This is a genomic window from Yersinia sp. 2466 StPb PI, assembly GCF_041538325.1.
Classification (GTDB): Bacteria; Pseudomonadota; Gammaproteobacteria; order Enterobacterales; family Enterobacteriaceae; genus Yersinia; species Yersinia enterocolitica_E.
On the sequence record NZ_JAULSL010000001.1, the window covers coordinates 1,200,780 to 1,216,617 of the forward strand.

Below are 15,838 nucleotides of genomic sequence, written 5' to 3' on the forward strand. Positions count from 1 at the left end.
TTCCTCCATCGATATATTGATGGAGGATGAGTTACATTAGTAAGCCATTACTATCAGTAACCGATGGCGGCACCGGCAGGGCGACGGACATCGTTAGCGCCGTACAGGTAACCTTCACGAACTTTGCCGGAAACTGCCGAGTCATTCCCCGAGTTGGCCGGGCTGACACCCTCCACTCCGGCCAAACCCACCAGAATCAGCTCGGCTGCACCCCATGGGTTCTGTTCGACCATCTTATATCCCATGTTTTTCAGCAGATTAAGGCTATCTGCGGATACGCCACGTTGTTCGTAATATACCTCATCAGGTAGCCATTGGTGATGGATGCGTGGTGCATCTACCGCCTCTTGTGGTGCCATGCCATGGTCAATGACATTGAGGGCTGTTTGCAGGGTGATGGTGATAATTCGGGAGCCACCCGGAGAGCCTAACACCATAAATGTCTTACCGTCTTTGGTCACTAATGTTGGGCTCATAGACGATAGTGGGCGCTTACCGGGGGCGATGGAGTTGGTTGCCCCCTGTACTAAACCATACAGGTTTTGCTCGCCCACTTTGACGGTGAAATCATCCATTTCATCATTCAGGAAGAAGCCAGTACCTGGGGCAATCACCACGGCACCAAAGCGGCCGTTAACCGTGTAGGTGGTGGAGACCGCATTACCTTCATTATCGACGATAGAGTAGTGGGTAGTTTCTGGTTTTTCATGAGGTTGCATCCCCGGTTGTACTTCTACCGAAGGTGTCGCTTTGTTGGCAACAATTTGCTTGCGGATATCGGCGGCGTAGCTTTTGCTCAACAGGCGATCAATCGGATTCTTAACAAACTCGGGGTCACCGAGGAAAGTATTGCGGTCCATATAGGCATGGCGCATGGCTTCTGTCAGTGTATGAATGTAAGCAGCCGAATTAAAACCCATGCTTTTTAAGTCATAGCCTTCAAGCACATTCAAGGTTTCACATAATGTCACTCCACCGGAACTGGGTGGTGGTGAGGAAACAAATTTATAACCGCGATAACTACAAGTAATAGGGGCAGTTTCAGTGATTTTATAGTTGGCGAAATCAGCGGCAGTGAGGATACCTCCGCCTTTTTTGGCCGCGGCTTCTACCGCTTGAGGTATTTTACCTTGATAGAAAGCATCCGGCCCTTGCTCCGAGATTGCGCTCAGGGTTTCAGCCAGATCAGCCTGAACTAAACGATCTCCCGGTTGCAGTGCTTCACCATCTTTGCGCAAGAAAATACGCGCGGATTCAGGGTCTTGACGGAAACGTTTGACGGTAGTGTCCAGAATGTCAGTATCGGCACGCGTCAGTACAAAGCCCTCACGGGCCAGTTTGATTGCTGGAGCCATCACTTGCTGGCGCGTCAATTTACCGTATTTCTTCTGCGCGCTATCCATTCCCAATACCGTGCCAGGGACGCCGGCTGCCAGATAACCATACAAGCTGGCATCTTTAGTGACTTTTCCCTCTTTATCTAAATACATATCGGCGCTGGCAGCCGCTGGTGCAGTTTCACGGAAGTTTATAAATGTGTCAGTTCCATCGGCAAGGTGAATGGTCATAAAACCACCCCCACCGATATTGCCACAGCATGGGTTTACGACAGCCTGTGCATATCCCACCGCCACTGCGGCATCAACGGCATTGCCACCCATTTTTAAAATATCAGTCCCCACTTGTGAAGCGAGATATTGCGAGGTCACCACCATGCCATGTTTTGCTTCCACCGCCGGTGTAGAGGCCGCATGCAGTGTACCACTGACCAGTAAAGCCAATACAGCCAAGGGTTTGTTCCATTTTTTTAACAACATTCTGACTCCTGTTAGTTCCTGCCCGCCAGGGATGACCTGATCATTTTTGTCTGGCAGCTTAAAAGCGCTGCTTATGGTGTGTGCAAAAAACACACCAGTAATAATTAATAGCAGAATTAATGTTTATGGCTGCTAATTAATTGGCGGCGAAAGGAGAGTTTGTCAGTTGTTGCCTGGCAGATAGGTTGATTTATGCTTGAAAGGAGCCAAGATAAATAAAAATAACTTATTGAAAATAAATAAGTATTTACGGGTTTGATACGCTGGGAATGGAAAAGATTATTATATAGACTCTGCGGCGGGTGCTTGAAGCTGTCTTGCTTTGGGCATCGTTTGAACCAGTGCTGTAAGTGCCTTGGTAAAAACAGTTGTTGTCATAAAGCAGATAGGAAAAAGCCCCGTACTGAGGTTAATCAATACGAGGCTCCCTAATGCCTAGCAACATTACGGTAGCTTCTTACCTGCTGAAAGGCAAGGCAAGGCAAGGCAAGGCAAGGCAAGGCAAGGCAAGGCAAGGCAAGGCAAGGAGGCTGAATATGCCACAAAAATATCCCCTTCTTACTTGAAGTTACAGCGTTGTTAGCTGCTCTCGTTTACCCGAATCACTTACTTATGTAAGCTCATCGGGATTTACTCGTTTGCCGCCTAGCTGCAACTCCAATTACTTTGGGGATATATCAGTATTGTTGGTATGTCGTCGTTTGGTTTTATATCAGTATAAAAAAAGCCAGTCAGGGTGAACTGACTGGCTTGATACCCCCGAGTAAATCAGGGGCGGCATAAACTGTTATTACAGTTTAGAGGCGTTTTCAGACAGGTATTTAGCTACGCCATCTGGTGATGCGCCCATACCTGCTTTACCTTTCTCCCACTGAGCAGGGCAAACTTCGCCGTGTTCTTCGTGGAATTGCAGTGCATCAACAGTACGGATCATTTCGTCGATGTTACGGCCGATTGGCAGGTCGTTAACGATTTGGCTGCGAACGATACCATTTTTGTCGATCAGGAATGAACCGCGCAGTGCAACGCCAGCTTCTGGGTGTTCAATGCCGTAGGCTTTCTGAATTTCACGTTTGATATCAGCAACCATTGGGTATTTAACTTCACCAATGCCGCCTTTATCAACTGGGGTTTTACGCCATGCGTTGTGCACAAACTCAGAGTCAAAAGAAACACCAACAACTTCAACGCCACGTTTCTGGAATTCTTCGTAACGGTGGTCGAAAGCGATCAACTCTGAAGGACAAACGAAAGTGAAGTCCATTGGCCAGAAGAACAGGACGGCAGGGCGGCCGTTCAGGTGTTTTTTCAGGTTGAAGTTTTCAACGATTTCGCCGCTACCAAGAACAGCAGCTGCTGTAAAATCAGGGGCTTGACGAGTTACCAGAACCATAAATTACTCCTGTTAATAGGGATGGATTAACCAGTTGTCTTAAAAGTATCGGCACAGCATAGGTATTTAAGCGCAATGAATAAAGGGATAAATACCAATCGCTGTGATAGCTTTTACCTATCGTTACGACGTTTTTAGTTTCGTAGTCTTGCTAAGATACCCATTCTGGCAGAAAGCGCAAGTGACTTAGTAGTAATAACCATACAAATAAAGATGTTTTAAGCTAGATTTGTTGGCGTTGTGCCTGCAACATCATGGCAGGATAAAACGCCCAAAACAGTTGTTCTAACGGCTGATAGTGTTGTTCTATATCCTGAAAAGAGCCAGCAAGTGCTGCCAGTTTGGGCCGCCGATTAGCCATACCTTGTAACACATCAGCTATAAAGGGTAGTTCAGCATAGCGTTCCAGCCAACGCTCCTGCCACAGATAGGCATTAAGGTGCTGAAAGCGCGCGGGTGTCTGTGGTAAATGGGGCACAATCTGGTTTTGCGCATGCTGGATAAACCCGGGCAGCGTGTAGTCCGGCACCAGTTTATCCCAATTACGTGCCAGAAAATGATCCCACAGCACATCCAGAGTGATAGGGGCAACTCGGCGGTAATCAGCACTAAAATAGCGACGGGCTTCTTTGACCAGCGGCTGTGCGTCGGTCATGACATCAACGCGGCGATGCATCATAATCCCAGCCACAATCTCAGGGGCATATTCATCTTGTGGATTACCACGGACGAAATCTGCCAGCAGATTGCCCAGTAGGGAACTGTCAGCCAGTGTGGCTAAATGGAGGTGAGCGAGAAAATTCATCTGCAAAGTATATCCCTTCTTACTTGAAGTTGCAGCGGTGTTAGCTGCCGTCATTACGCGGTCAATTTCCTGGCCCACCTCTGCGAAGCTACTGTAAGCCGTGCTCAAATCCGCATCTGGCAGATTTGCCAACTGAATCACTGGTGGGAGTCAGCTTATCGAGATGCGTTCATTTACTGCCTGGCTGCGACGACAATTATTTTGGCTATAGCAAATGACCACCAATTGTCCTTATTTCTTGCAGCCAGCCCTTGAGGGCTCTAGACTAGCGGCCTGTTTTTGTGAACCGGCTCCAATCATACTCGTGAGCTGGGTCTGTTCTGATATCAAGTGGAAAGCTATGCGTGTTGCCGATTTTTCTTTTGAGCTGCCGGAATCTCTGATTGCCCATTACCCCCAGCCCCAGCGTAGCGGTTGCCGCTTACTGTCACTGGATGGCCCTACGGGAACGTTAACGCACGGCATTTTCACCGATTTGCTGGATAAACTGACGCCCGGCGATCTGCTGGTATTTAACAATACCCGCGTTATTCCAGCGCGCTTGTTTGGCCGTAAAGCCAGTGGCGGTAAGCTTGAAGTGTTAGTAGAACGTGTTTTGGACGATCATCGTGTACTGGCCCATGTAAAAGCCTCCAAAGCACCTAAACCGGGCGCTGAGCTGCTGTTGGGCGATGACGAAAGTATTCGAGCCACGATGTTGGCACGCCATGACACCTTGTTCGAGTTGCGTTTTGACGATGAGCGGGATGTTTTTACTATCCTAAATGCCGTCGGCCATATGCCTTTGCCTCCTTATATTGACCGCCCTGATGAAGATGCTGACCGTGAATTGTACCAAACAGTCTACAGTGAGCGCCCTGGGGCAGTCGCCGCACCAACGGCCGGTTTACATTTTGATGAGCCAATGCTGGCCGCACTGCGCGAGAAAGGCATTGCGATGGCTTTCGTTACGCTACATGTCGGCGCGGGGACGTTCCAACCCGTGCGTGTAGACACCATTGAAGAGCACATCATGCATTCCGAGTATGCAGAGGTACCTCAAGATGTGGTAGATGCTGTTTTGGCTTGTAAGGCGCGTGGCAATCGTGTCGTGGCGGTTGGGACCACCTCGGTACGCTCATTGGAAAGTGCCGCTAAGGCGGCAGAGAACAGCCTGATTGCTCCGTTCTTTGGTGACACCCGTATCTTTATCTACCCGGGTTATCACTACCAGGTTGTGGATGCTTTAGTGACCAACTTCCATTTACCTGAATCAACATTAATAATGTTGGTGTCTGCTTTTGCTGGGTATAAAAATACCATGAATGCATACCAGCAAGCGGTGGCGGAACAATACCGCTTTTTCAGTTACGGCGATGCGATGTTTATCAGCCGTAATCCACTGGCACCGCAAGAGACGGTTAACCTATAAATTTTAGGTCACACATATTGTGTGATCCGGCAATAACAACATTAGACTGTTTCTCTAATGCTGGAGGTTATGTGAAGTACGAATTACAAACAACTGATGGGCGCGCCCGTCGTGGTCGTCTAATCTTTGAACGTGGCGTGGTAGAAACCCCGGCATTTATGCCTGTTGGCACCTATGGCACAGTTAAAGGGATGACACCGGAAGAAGTAAAAGAGACCGGTGCGCAGATTTTGCTGGGTAACACTTTTCACCTGTGGTTGCGTCCAGGTCAGGAAATCATGAAGTTGCATGGTGACTTACATGATTTCATGCAGTGGCATGGCCCGATTCTGACTGACTCCGGCGGCTTCCAGGTATTCAGCTTGGGTGCGATGCGCAAAATCAAAGACGAAGGGGTGACATTCCAAAACCCGATCAACGGCGATAAAGTGTTCCTTAGCCCAGAAAAATCAATGGAAATTCAGTACGATCTCGGCTCCGATATCGTGATGATTTTTGATGAATGCACCCCCTATCCCGCGGACTGGGATTATGCCAAGCGTTCGATGGAGATGTCATTGCGCTGGGCGGCCCGTAGTCGCCAACGCTTTGATGAACTGAACAATAAAAATGCATTGTTTGGTATTATTCAGGGTGGCGTTTACGAAGATTTACGTGATGTGTCAGTAAAAGGGCTGGTAGATATCGGTTTTGATGGTTACGCTGTGGGCGGTTTGGCGGTGGGTGAGCCAAAAGAAGATATGCATCGTATTTTGGAGCATGTTTGCCCGCAGATTCCGGCGGATAAACCACGTTATCTGATGGGCGTGGGGAAACCAGAGGATCTGGTAGAAGGTGTGCGCCGTGGTATCGACATGTTTGACTGTGTGATGCCTACGCGTAATGCCCGTAACGGCCATTTGTTCGTGACGGACGGTGTGGTAAAAATCCGTAATGCCAAGCATAAGAATGATGTTGCAACGTTGGATGAACATTGTGATTGCTACACTTGTCGCAATTATAGTCGTGCCTACTTGCATCATCTTGACCGTTGCAACGAAATACTGGGTGCGCGACTGAATACTATTCATAACCTGCGTTACTACCAACGCTTAATGGCGGGTTTACGTCAGGCTATTGAAGAGGGTAAATTAGAGGTCTTCGTTGAAGATTTCTATGGTCGGATTGGGAAACCTGTTCCGCCATTAAATGCCTGATTTTAAAATTATTGCCTTTGTATTTGTAGATCTAACAGTTACGATTTACCGTTTCTGTTTTATCGCACTGATTTCACATTACTGATATTGATAACAATGAGGGAATTTTAATGAGTCTTTTCATTTCCGATGCTGTCGCATCCGCTGGGGCTCCGGCTCAAAGCAGCCCGTACTCCCTGGTGATTATGCTGGTGGTATTTGGTCTTATTTTCTACTTCATGATCCTGCGTCCACAGCAAAAACGTGCCAAAGAACACAAAAAACTGATGGATTCTATTGGTAAAGGTGATGAAGTGCTAACCACGGGTGGTCTACTTGGTCGTGTAACTAAAGTTGCGGAAACGGGTTATATCGTAATCGCACTGAACGACACCACTGAAGTGATGATCAAACGTGACTTCGTTGCTGCCGTTTTACCGAAAGGTACAATGAAGGCTCTGTAATTTTCGATTTTCCCGAAGGGAATTGCCGTGTTAAACCGTTATCCTTTGTGGAAGTATCTGATGCTGATCGTTGTGATCTTCATCGGTCTGCTATACGCACTTCCCAACCTTTATGGTGAGGATCCGGCTGTTCAAATCACTGGTGCGCGAGGAATCGCCGCCAGTGAAACAACGCTGGTCCAAGTCCGTGACGTTTTAGAAAAAGACAACATAGCGAGCAAGTCTATTGCGCTGGAGAACGGTGCAATCCTGGCTCGCTTTAGAGATCCTGACGTCCAGTTGCGTGCCCGTGAGGCACTGATGGCTGCGATGGGTGACAAATACGTTATCGCGCTGAATCTGGCTCCGGCAACACCCTCTTGGCTTGCCAAGTTAGGTGCAGAGCCGATGAAGCTGGGTCTTGACCTGCGCGGCGGTGTGCACTTCCTGATGGAAGTGGATATGGATACTGCGCTGGGCAAACTGCAAGAGCAAACGATGGATACCTTGCGCACAGATCTGCGTGAGAAAAATATCCCGTATGCCACGGTGCGTAAGCTTGATAACTATGGTGTTGAAGTGCGTTTTCGCGACGATAAAACCCGCGATGATGCCGTCAGCTACCTCTCTTCTCGCCACCGTGATCTGGTCATTGGCTCCAATGGTAGCAATACCTTAAAGGCAGTGATGACTGATGACCGTCTGCGGGAAGCGCGTGAATATGCAGTTCAACAAAACATTACTATCCTGCGTAACCGGGTTAACCAGTTAGGTGTAGCCGAGCCGTTGGTTCAGCGCCAGGGATCGGATCGTATTGTGGTTGAATTACCGGGTATTCAGGATACCGCGCGTGCCAAAGAGATTCTTGGTGCGACGGCAACACTTGAATTCCGTCTGGTAAATAGCAATGTTGATGCCTCTGTTGCTGCCTCCGGTCGGGTACCGGGTGATTCAGAAGTCAAAAATACCCGTGAAGGTCGCCCGGTTGTCTTGTACAAGCGCGTTATCCTGACCGGTGACCATATTACTGACTCAACCTCCAGCACCGACGAATATAACCAAGCTCAGGTTAATATCTCGCTCGATAGCGCCGGTGGTTCTCTGATGTCTAATTTTACCAAAGACAACATCGGCAAGCCGATGGCGACTTTGTTCGTAGAATATAAAGACAGCGGCAAAAAAGATGCTAATGGCCGAGCGATTCTGGTTAAGCAGGAAGAAGTTATCAACGTAGCGACTATTCAGTCACGCTTGGGTAACAGCTTCCGTATTACTGGCATTGATAACCCGGCTGAAGCTCGTCAGCTTTCCCTGTTGCTGCGTGCTGGTGCTCTGATTGCACCTATCCAGATTGTGGAAGAGCGTACTATCGGGCCAACTTTGGGGTCACAGAACATCACCCAAGGTCTGGAAGCTTGCTTGTGGGGCCTGGCGGTATCTATCCTGTTTATGGTGATTTACTACCGTAAATTTGGTGTGATTGCCAGTACGGCGCTATTGGCTAACCTGGTGTTGATCGTGGGTGTGATGTCCTTGTTACCGGGGGCGACATTAACCATGCCGGGTATTGCCGGGATCGTATTGACATTGGCGGTAGCAGTTGATGCTAACGTACTGATTAATGAGCGAATAAAAGAAGAGTTCAGGAACGGGCGGACGATCCAGCAAGCGATTCATGAAGGGTACAAAGGTGCCTTCTCAAGTATCGTCGATGCGAACGTAACGACGCTTATCACGGCAATTATTCTTTATGCTGTGGGTACCGGTTCGATTAAAGGCTTTGCCATTACAACGGCAATCGGTGTTATAACGTCAATGTTCACCGCTATAGTCGGTACTCGTGCCATCGTCAACCTGCTTTACGGCGGCAAGCGCATTAACAAGCTGTCTATTTGAGGAGTACGTTGTGGCACAGGATTATACTGTTGAACAACTGAACTATGGCCGTAAAGTCTATGACTTTATGCGCTGGGATTACGTCGCTTTCGGCGTCTCGTTGTTGCTGTTGGTGGCATCGATTGTGGTGATGTCCACTAAAGGGTTCAACTGGGGTCTGGATTTCACCGGTGGTACGGTGATTGAAATTAACCTGGAAAAACCTGCGGATCTGGATCAACTGCGTGACACGTTGGAAAAAGCGGGCTTTGAATCGCCAATTCTGCAAAACTTTGGTAGCACCCGTGATGTGATGGTACGTATGCCACCCGCCACCGGAACTGCCGGGCAGGAATTGGGCAACAAAGTCATCTCTGTTATTAATGAGTCAGTTGATAAGAATGCTTCGGTAAAACGTATCGAATTCGTCGGGCCAAGTGTGGGCAGCGATTTAGCCCAGGCAGGCGGCATGGCGTTGATAGTCGCGTTACTGTGTATTCTAGTTTACGTTGGTTTCCGTTTTGAATGGCGTCTGGCGCTGGGGGCGGTTATCGCTTTGGCCCATGACGTGGTCATTACCATGGGGATCTTGTCGTTATTCCAGATTGAGATCGACCTGACCATCATTGCTTCATTGATGTCGGTTATTGGTTACTCACTAAACGACAGTATCGTGGTATCGGACCGTATTCGTGAGAATTTCCGCAAAATCCGTCGCGGTACGCCTTATGAAATCATGAACGTGTCTCTGACCCAGACCTTAAGTCGTACTATTATGACCTCTGCAACTACGCTGATGGTGGTATTGATGCTGTTCATCTTCGGTGGTGCGATGCTGCAAGGCTTCTCACTGACGATGTTGATCGGTGTTTCCATCGGTACCGTTTCATCCATCTACGTTGCGTCCGCGCTGGCGTTGAAACTGGGTATGAAACGTGAACACATGTTGCAGCAGAAAGTTGAGAAAGAAGGCGCAGACCAACCTTCAATCCTGCCTTAAGTTGTAAGTGGTAGTACGAAAAGAAAGCCCTGATACAATTAGTATCAGGGCTTTTTTATTCGTGTATTAACCTAATGCTTCCGCCCCATTTATTTGCAGTGTAAATATTATCGCGTTATCTTTATTTTATTGAGTAATTTGTTTTCTCTATGAATATTTATTTAATTTTTATCCATGGTTTAATTGAGTAAGAGTAAAAAATCATTAATTTTATTTTTATAAAAACTATATAAGTAATTCGATAGTTAATTATTTTAATATTATTTATTATTCTAACTTGATTTATATGCTTAATGTAGTTGGATGATGTGAGTAAATTATCGGAGAATATATGAGTGATGTGAATTTTAACGGAGTTTACATAGCTAATGATATGATATATAAGTGTTTTGATGATATTCTACAAGGAAGCGATGATTGTGATTTTGTGTGTGGTGTTAAACGTGAGCTTAATGATATTTTTGAATCATTTAAGATTAAATATGATTTTAATCAAAAGTCAAAGTTTAATGAATTTGAGATCAATTTGGGTAAAAGTGATAATGAAATTGATCTTGTAACACTCATTAATAATTATATGGGGAGTGAGAATAAGCTTACGAGTAGAGTAAATGGTATTCATTATAATTTTATTAAAAGTATTAACTTGAATTTTAATCAATCAACACTTAGTAAAAAATATGAACTTACTTTAAATCATAACGGTCGTTATGATTTAATAAAAAAAGAGTCGCCAACCTCCGTGGTTAAAAGTGCCGGTTATAATGATTTTATTTCTTACCTAAATATATCAGTTGGAACTCCAAGTGAGCAGGTAATAAACGTAAAGTCTTTAAAAAATGAAAATGTGGGGTTTGAATATTGTCAGGGTGATGAAATAGTAGATATATGCAGTGCAAATTTCCCTAAGTGGAAGGATGTTATAATTACTCATGGAAGAGGTGGGTTGAGTAATAGTGAATGGAATGAAAATTATAATTCAATCAAATCGGAAAACTCTGGAAAAGGATGTAAGTTTTGGAATGAATATTATACGTTAACAATAACTAATACTACATTACCGCAAGCTTTAGAGAATGATTTAATTTATCTTAAAAATAGAATAATCCCAAGTATATCCGATATGATTAAAGTGGTAATGGATAAAGCATACCCCCCTTCAAAGGGATTATGGGGGCGATTAATTTATTTTATTGTTGCTCATTTATTTCCTTCACTATCTAAGGAAGTAAATGAGAAAATGATTAAGTCTAAAAGTGAACTTGAAGATTTTTATTTGTTACTATTGGGTGCAAAAAAAGAAGTGCAAGATGCAGAGCAAAATATAGACAAAGCCCCCTGTATTTATCACTTGGCCCTTCAGTTATTAAAACAATGCATACCTGCGCAATACCCTTTCGACCCTCTCAATATATTATCCCCAGATCGTAAAGTTTGGTTAGCACTGCAAAAGGAATGGCTAGAGCCGCTAAAGCCACCAAACCAGAACCCGCTCAATAGTTGAATAAAGATAAACTGCCGTTTCCGCACTTTGTTGTCGTGGCAGTTCGCGGTAAACTGGGGCTAAGTTTTGGCTCACTCATCAGGAAGCACTATGCATTGCCCGTTTTGTGCCGCTGTGGATACTAAAGTCATTGACTCCCGTCTGGTGAGCGATGGTTCGCAAGTGCGCCGTCGCCGCCAGTGTTTAGATTGTAATGAACGTTTTACCACTTTTGAAGTGGCTGAGCTGGTGCTACCGCGCGTGGTTAAAAGTGATGATGTGCGCGAACCCTTCAACGAAGATAAATTACGGCGTGGCATGCTGAAAGCATTAGAAAAGCGTCCGGTTAGCTCTGATGATGTCGAAACAGCAATAAGCCATATCAAATCCCAATTGCGCGCCACGGGCGAGCGGGAAGTTCCGACGAAAATGGTGGGTAACCTGGTGATGGAAGCCCTCAAACGGCTCGATAAAGTGGCCTATATTCGCTTCGCCTCGGTCTATCGTAGCTTTGAAGATATTCGTGAATTCGGTGAAGAAATTGCCCGTTTGCAGGATTAATTCGCGTCAAATGGTTATTTAGCGAGGGTCGCGTAGCCATAAAGCGGCGCAATAAACGGAAGGAAAGCCATGCAGACTGATGAGTTCTATATGGCCCGCGCTTTTGAACTCGCGCGGTTAGGGCGGTTTACTACCTCGCCAAACCCAAATGTTGGGTGTGTGTTGGTGCGTGATGGTGAAATTGTCGGCGAAGGGTATCATCTGCGTGCCGGAGAGCCACACGCCGAAGTACATGCATTACACATGGCGGGTGAAAAAGCGTGCGGTGCAACGGCTTATGTCACCCTTGAGCCTTGTAGTCACCACGGGCGCACGCCGCCTTGTGCGGATGCACTGGTGGCCGCTGGTGTAACCCGAGTCGTGGCGGCAATGCAGGACCCCAATCCGCAAGTTGCCGGGCGCGGGTTATATAAATTGAAACAGGCCGGGGTTGCAGTCGACCACGGTTTGATGTTGGCGGAAGCTGAAGCCGTGAATCTTGGTTTCCTAAAGCGGATGCGTACCGGTTTTCCTTATTTGCAATTGAAAATGGCGGCATCATTAGATGGACGTACCGCGATGGCCTCGGGTGAAAGCCAGTGGATTACGTCGCCACAGGCACGCCAGGATGTGCAGCGTTTTCGAGCTGAGAGTTCGGCGATTCTCAGTACCAGTGCCACCGTAATAGCGGATGACCCTTCGCTCACGGTGCGCTGGTCGGAGTTAGATGCCCAAACGCAAGCCTTGTATCCCCAAGATTCGCTGCGCCCACCGGTTCGGATTATATTGGATAGCCATAACCGTGTAACGCCTGAACACCAAGTGACACAACAAAATGGCCCATGCTGGCTGGCGCGCGTTGAGGCGGATCAGCAGCCATGGCCAGATAATGTCGAGCAGTTATTGTTACCTCGCCATGGTAATGGTGTGGATTTGGTATTATTGATGATGCAACTTGGCAAGCGGCAAATTAACTCAGTGTGGGTTGAAGCTGGGCCACAATTGGCAGGCGCACTATTACAGGCCGGTGTGGTTGATGAGTTAATTCTGTATATCGCGCCAAAACTGTTGGGTAGCGATGCCCGCGGATTGTGCCAGTTGGCTGGATTAACGCATTTAGCACAAGCCCCTGAATTTGTCTTCAGTGATGTACGTCAGGTGGGGCCAGACTTACGTTTGCGTTTGAAACCGAAGTATTAATTGAATTTTCTGGCAGAATTTCCCGAAGCTCAATCATCGTCTTGCCAAGCGTTTTGTAAATGCGCAGGGGCGGGGCGTGAAAGAATATGATAGAATCCGCCCCCCTGCGGGGTATGAACCCATATTGAGGAAAGCTATGAACGTTATCGAAGGTGTTGTTGCTACTCCTAATGCCCGCGTGGCGATTGCAATTGCGCGTTTTAACAACTTTATCAACGACAGTCTGCTGGAAGGTGCAATTGATGCCCTGAAGCGCATTGGTCAGGTAGCTGATGACAACATTACTGTTGTTTGGGTACCGGGTGCCTATGAGTTGCCGCTGGTTGCCAATGTATTAGCAAAAACAAATCGTTACGATGCGGTAATTGCGCTGGGTACGGTTATCCGTGGGGGAACTGCGCACTTTGAATATGTTGCTGGTGAAGCGAGTTCTGGCTTGGCAAGTGTCGCCATGAATAGCGATATTCCAGTCGCTTTCGGTGTGCTGACCACAGAAAGTATTGAGCAGGCAATTGAGCGTGCTGGTACTAAAGCGGGTAATAAAGGTGCAGAAGCTGCCCTGACCGCACTTGAAATGATTAATGTAATCAAAGCTATTAAAGGCTGAATTTAGTTAAGGGGAATTCCGTGAAACCTGCTGCTCGTCGCCGCGCTCGTGAGTGCGCTGTTCAAGCGCTTTACTCTTGGCAGTTGTCTAAAAACGACATCGCTGATGTTGAATTACAGTTCCTGTCGGAGCAGGATGTCAAAGATGTAGACATCTCCTATTTTCGCGAATTGCTGTCAGGGGTCGCAGTTAATGCCACATCTTTGGATGCGTTAATGACACCTTTTCTTTCCCGCCAGCTCGAGGAATTAGGTCAGGTTGAAAGAGCTATTCTGCGTATTGCACTGTTTGAACTGAGCAAACGTAATGATGTCCCTTATAAAGTGGCAATCAATGAAGCTATCGAACTGGCCAAAACTTTCGGTGCGGAAGATAGTCACAAGTTCGTAAATGGCGTGCTGGATAAAGTAGCTCCGACAGTACGTAAAAAGAAATAATATACCCAAAGTCATTGGCAGCGCTAACACCGCGTCAAGTGAAGAGGGATATGATTAAGGCCGGGAACCGGCCTTAATCATATATCGGTAAACACTCCTGGAATTGTATTATGGCATGTGGCGAATTTGACCTCATTGCCCGCTACTTTGACCGGTTTAGAAGTAATCGCCGGGATGTAGAGCTGGGTATTGGAGACGACTGCGCACTTCTCACAGTGGCAGAAAAACAGCTGTTGGCCATCAGTACGGATACACTGGTGTCGGGCGTTCATTTCCTACCGGATATCGATCCGGCCGATCTTGGTTACAAATCTTTAGCGGTAAACCTTAGCGATTTAGCTGCAATGGGTGCCGATCCTGCCTGGTTATCTCTTGCTCTAACCCTACCCAATGTAAATGAAGACTGGTTGCAGGCATTCAGTGATAGCTTATTTGATCAGCTTAACTATTACGGTATGCAACTGATTGGTGGTGATACGACTCGTGGGCCATTGAGTCTAACGCTGACCATTCAAGGGTTGGTACCGGAAGGGCGGGCATTGACCCGAGCTGGTGCGCGAATTGGTGACTGGATTTATGTTACCGGTACGTTGGGTGACAGTGCCGCAGGACTGGCGATTTTGCAAAATGCGTTGCGAGTTGATAACGAAGCCGATAGGTCTGCATTAATTCACCGTCATTTGCGGCCACAGCCACGCGTGCTGCAAGGGCAGGCATTGCGCGACCTTGCCAGCTCTGCCATTGATATCTCCGATGGGTTGATTTCTGATCTGCAACATATCCTGAAAGCGAGCAATTGTGGGGCGCGTATTGAGTTGGATGCATTGCCTTACTCTGATGCGCTAACACGTCAGGTTGACGCTGAACAGGCTCTACGCTGGGCGTTGAGTGGTGGTGAAGATTATGAGTTGTGCTTTACCGTACCTGAGATAAACCGTGGTGCACTGGATGTCGCGCTCAGTAATACCGGCGCAGGCTATACTTGTATTGGGCAGGTAGGCCCGCAATCGGAAGGTGTTAAATTCTTCCGTGAAGGTAAGGCAGTACAACTGGATTTTCGTGGTTTTGATCACTTCTCAACAGGTAAATCCCATGGATGAAGCCAAACGCCGTTTGCGGTTAACCAATCCTTGGCATTTGCTGGCCACCGGCTTTGGTAGTGGTTTATCACCATGGGCACCCGGTACCATGGGGTCAATTGCGGCAATCCCATTCTGGCTGCTATTGATCCAGCTCCCATGGCAGCTTTATTCTTTGGCTGTGATGTTCAGCATCTGCATTGGTGTCTACATTTGTCATCGTACCGCCAAAGATATGCAGGTTCATGACCATGGCAGTATCGTTTGGGATGAATTTGTCGGCATGTGGATAACCCTGATGGCATTGCCCGTCAATCATTGGCAATGGGTCGCTGCGGGTTTTGTCGCGTTCCGAGTTTTTGATATCTGGAAGCCTTGGCCGATTCGCTGGTTTGATCGCAATGTCCATGGTGGCATGGGGATCATGATCGATGACATTATTGCCGGGGTGATTGCGGCTGCTATTATTTTTGTCGTGGGGCATTACTGGCCAGCAGATCTGTTCTACTGATACCCGTCATCTTTCAAGTTGCAGGTGTGTTGGCTGCATTCGCTTACCCGAATCACTGACTC

General features: G+C 47.2%; 15 protein-coding genes. 12 read left to right on the forward strand and 3 right to left on the reverse strand.

Annotated elements, in window-relative coordinates; genetic code table 11:
- Positions 1-53 precede the first annotated feature (53 nt).
- From ggt to Q2T72_RS05310, 3 genes are all read right to left on the reverse strand, one after another.
- A complete protein-coding gene (gene ggt, locus Q2T72_RS05300) occupies positions 54-1,817 on the reverse strand; it encodes a gamma-glutamyltransferase (protein ID WP_372568761.1) in 1,764 nt (587 codons plus the stop codon).
- 790 nt (positions 1,818-2,607) lie between these two features.
- The gene (locus Q2T72_RS05305) at positions 2,608-3,210 is read right to left on the reverse strand and encodes a peroxiredoxin C (RefSeq protein WP_004393160.1); all 603 of its coding nucleotides are present in this window, start codon (positions 3,208-3,210) and stop codon (positions 2,608-2,610) included.
- Positions 3,211-3,433: 223 nt separating this feature from the next.
- A complete protein-coding gene (locus Q2T72_RS05310) occupies positions 3,434-4,015 on the reverse strand; it encodes an ACP phosphodiesterase (protein ID WP_083163835.1) in 582 nt (193 codons plus the stop codon).
- Between the two features lie 340 nt (positions 4,016-4,355).
- Between Q2T72_RS05310 and queA the strand changes: the two genes are divergently transcribed.
- From queA to pgpA, 12 genes are all read left to right on the forward strand, one after another.
- Positions 4,356-5,426: a tRNA preQ1(34) S-adenosylmethionine ribosyltransferase-isomerase QueA gene (gene queA, locus Q2T72_RS05315; RefSeq protein ID WP_372568762.1), complete on the forward strand. Its 1,071-nt coding sequence runs from the start codon at positions 4,356-4,358 to the stop codon at positions 5,424-5,426.
- A 71-nt stretch (positions 5,427-5,497) separates the two neighbouring features.
- Complete coding sequence (gene tgt, locus Q2T72_RS05320; RefSeq protein WP_372568763.1) at positions 5,498-6,622, forward strand: tRNA guanosine(34) transglycosylase Tgt; 1,125 nt, start codon at positions 5,498-5,500, stop codon at positions 6,620-6,622.
- Positions 6,623-6,732: 110 nt separating this feature from the next.
- Positions 6,733-7,065, forward strand: a complete 333-nt coding sequence (gene yajC / locus Q2T72_RS05325; protein WP_005166605.1) for a preprotein translocase subunit YajC — start codon at positions 6,733-6,735, stop codon at positions 7,063-7,065.
- A 27-nt stretch (positions 7,066-7,092) separates the two neighbouring features.
- Positions 7,093-8,940 (forward strand): protein translocase subunit SecD, encoded by a 1,848-nt coding sequence (secD, locus tag Q2T72_RS05330; RefSeq protein WP_083160067.1) that lies wholly within the window; start codon positions 7,093-7,095, stop codon positions 8,938-8,940.
- A 10-nt stretch (positions 8,941-8,950) separates the two neighbouring features.
- A complete protein-coding gene (gene secF, locus Q2T72_RS05335) occupies positions 8,951-9,919 on the forward strand; it encodes a protein translocase subunit SecF (protein ID WP_083160065.1) in 969 nt (322 codons plus the stop codon).
- Positions 9,920-10,250: 331 nt separating this feature from the next.
- Positions 10,251-11,423 carry a hypothetical protein gene (locus Q2T72_RS05340; RefSeq protein ID WP_372568764.1) on the forward strand — a complete coding sequence of 391 codons (1,173 nt, stop codon included), beginning with the start codon at positions 10,251-10,253 and terminating at the stop codon, positions 11,421-11,423.
- 90 nt (positions 11,424-11,513) lie between these two features.
- Complete coding sequence (gene nrdR, locus Q2T72_RS05345; RefSeq protein ID WP_005182112.1) at positions 11,514-11,963, forward strand: transcriptional regulator NrdR; 450 nt, start codon at positions 11,514-11,516, stop codon at positions 11,961-11,963.
- A 69-nt stretch (positions 11,964-12,032) separates the two neighbouring features.
- The gene (ribD, locus tag Q2T72_RS05350; RefSeq protein ID WP_372568765.1) at positions 12,033-13,142 is read left to right on the forward strand and encodes a bifunctional diaminohydroxyphosphoribosylaminopyrimidine deaminase/5-amino-6-(5-phosphoribosylamino)uracil reductase RibD; all 1,110 of its coding nucleotides are present in this window, start codon (positions 12,033-12,035) and stop codon (positions 13,140-13,142) included.
- A gap of 136 nt (positions 13,143-13,278) precedes the next feature.
- On the forward strand, positions 13,279-13,749 hold the full coding sequence (gene ribE, locus Q2T72_RS05355; RefSeq protein ID WP_005182120.1) for a 6,7-dimethyl-8-ribityllumazine synthase: 471 nt from the start codon (positions 13,279-13,281) through the stop codon (positions 13,747-13,749).
- Between the two features lie 20 nt (positions 13,750-13,769).
- Complete coding sequence (gene nusB, locus Q2T72_RS05360; RefSeq protein ID WP_083160059.1) at positions 13,770-14,186, forward strand: transcription antitermination factor NusB; 417 nt, start codon at positions 13,770-13,772, stop codon at positions 14,184-14,186.
- Between the two features lie 110 nt (positions 14,187-14,296).
- Entirely contained in the window at positions 14,297-15,286 is a 990-nt protein-coding gene (thiL, locus tag Q2T72_RS05365) for a thiamine-phosphate kinase (RefSeq protein WP_083160057.1), read from the forward strand.
- Positions 15,279-15,776, forward strand: a complete 498-nt coding sequence (gene pgpA, locus Q2T72_RS05370) for a phosphatidylglycerophosphatase A (RefSeq protein ID WP_032905591.1) — start codon at positions 15,279-15,281, stop codon at positions 15,774-15,776. The genes thiL and pgpA overlap by 8 nt, the downstream gene beginning before the upstream one ends.
- Positions 15,777-15,838: the final 62 nt, after the last annotated feature.

What these genes read in the sequence shown, in the direction of transcription:
- pgpA (WP_032905591.1), top strand. Translation starts at nt 15,279, where the DNA reads ATGGATGAAGCCAAACGCCGTTTGCGGTTAACCAATCCTTGGCATTTG.
- Q2T72_RS05305 (WP_004393160.1), bottom strand. Translation starts at nt 3,210, where the DNA reads ATGGTTCTGGTAACTCGTCAAGCCCCTGATTTTACAGCAGCTGCTGTT.
- Q2T72_RS05310 (WP_083163835.1), bottom strand. Translation starts at nt 4,015, where the DNA reads ATGAATTTTCTCGCTCACCTCCATTTAGCCACACTGGCTGACAGTTCC.
- yajC (WP_005166605.1), top strand. Translation starts at nt 6,733, where the DNA reads ATGAGTCTTTTCATTTCCGATGCTGTCGCATCCGCTGGGGCTCCGGCT.
- Q2T72_RS05340 (WP_372568764.1), top strand. Translation starts at nt 10,251, where the DNA reads ATGAGTGATGTGAATTTTAACGGAGTTTACATAGCTAATGATATGATA.
- ribE (WP_005182120.1), top strand. Translation starts at nt 13,279, where the DNA reads ATGAACGTTATCGAAGGTGTTGTTGCTACTCCTAATGCCCGCGTGGCG.
- thiL (WP_083160057.1), top strand. Translation starts at nt 14,297, where the DNA reads ATGGCATGTGGCGAATTTGACCTCATTGCCCGCTACTTTGACCGGTTT.
- ggt (WP_372568761.1), bottom strand. Translation starts at nt 1,817, where the DNA reads ATGTTGTTAAAAAAATGGAACAAACCCTTGGCTGTATTGGCTTTACTG.
- ribD (WP_372568765.1), top strand. Translation starts at nt 12,033, where the DNA reads ATGCAGACTGATGAGTTCTATATGGCCCGCGCTTTTGAACTCGCGCGG.
- queA (WP_372568762.1), top strand. Translation starts at nt 4,356, where the DNA reads ATGCGTGTTGCCGATTTTTCTTTTGAGCTGCCGGAATCTCTGATTGCC.
- nrdR (WP_005182112.1), top strand. Translation starts at nt 11,514, where the DNA reads ATGCATTGCCCGTTTTGTGCCGCTGTGGATACTAAAGTCATTGACTCC.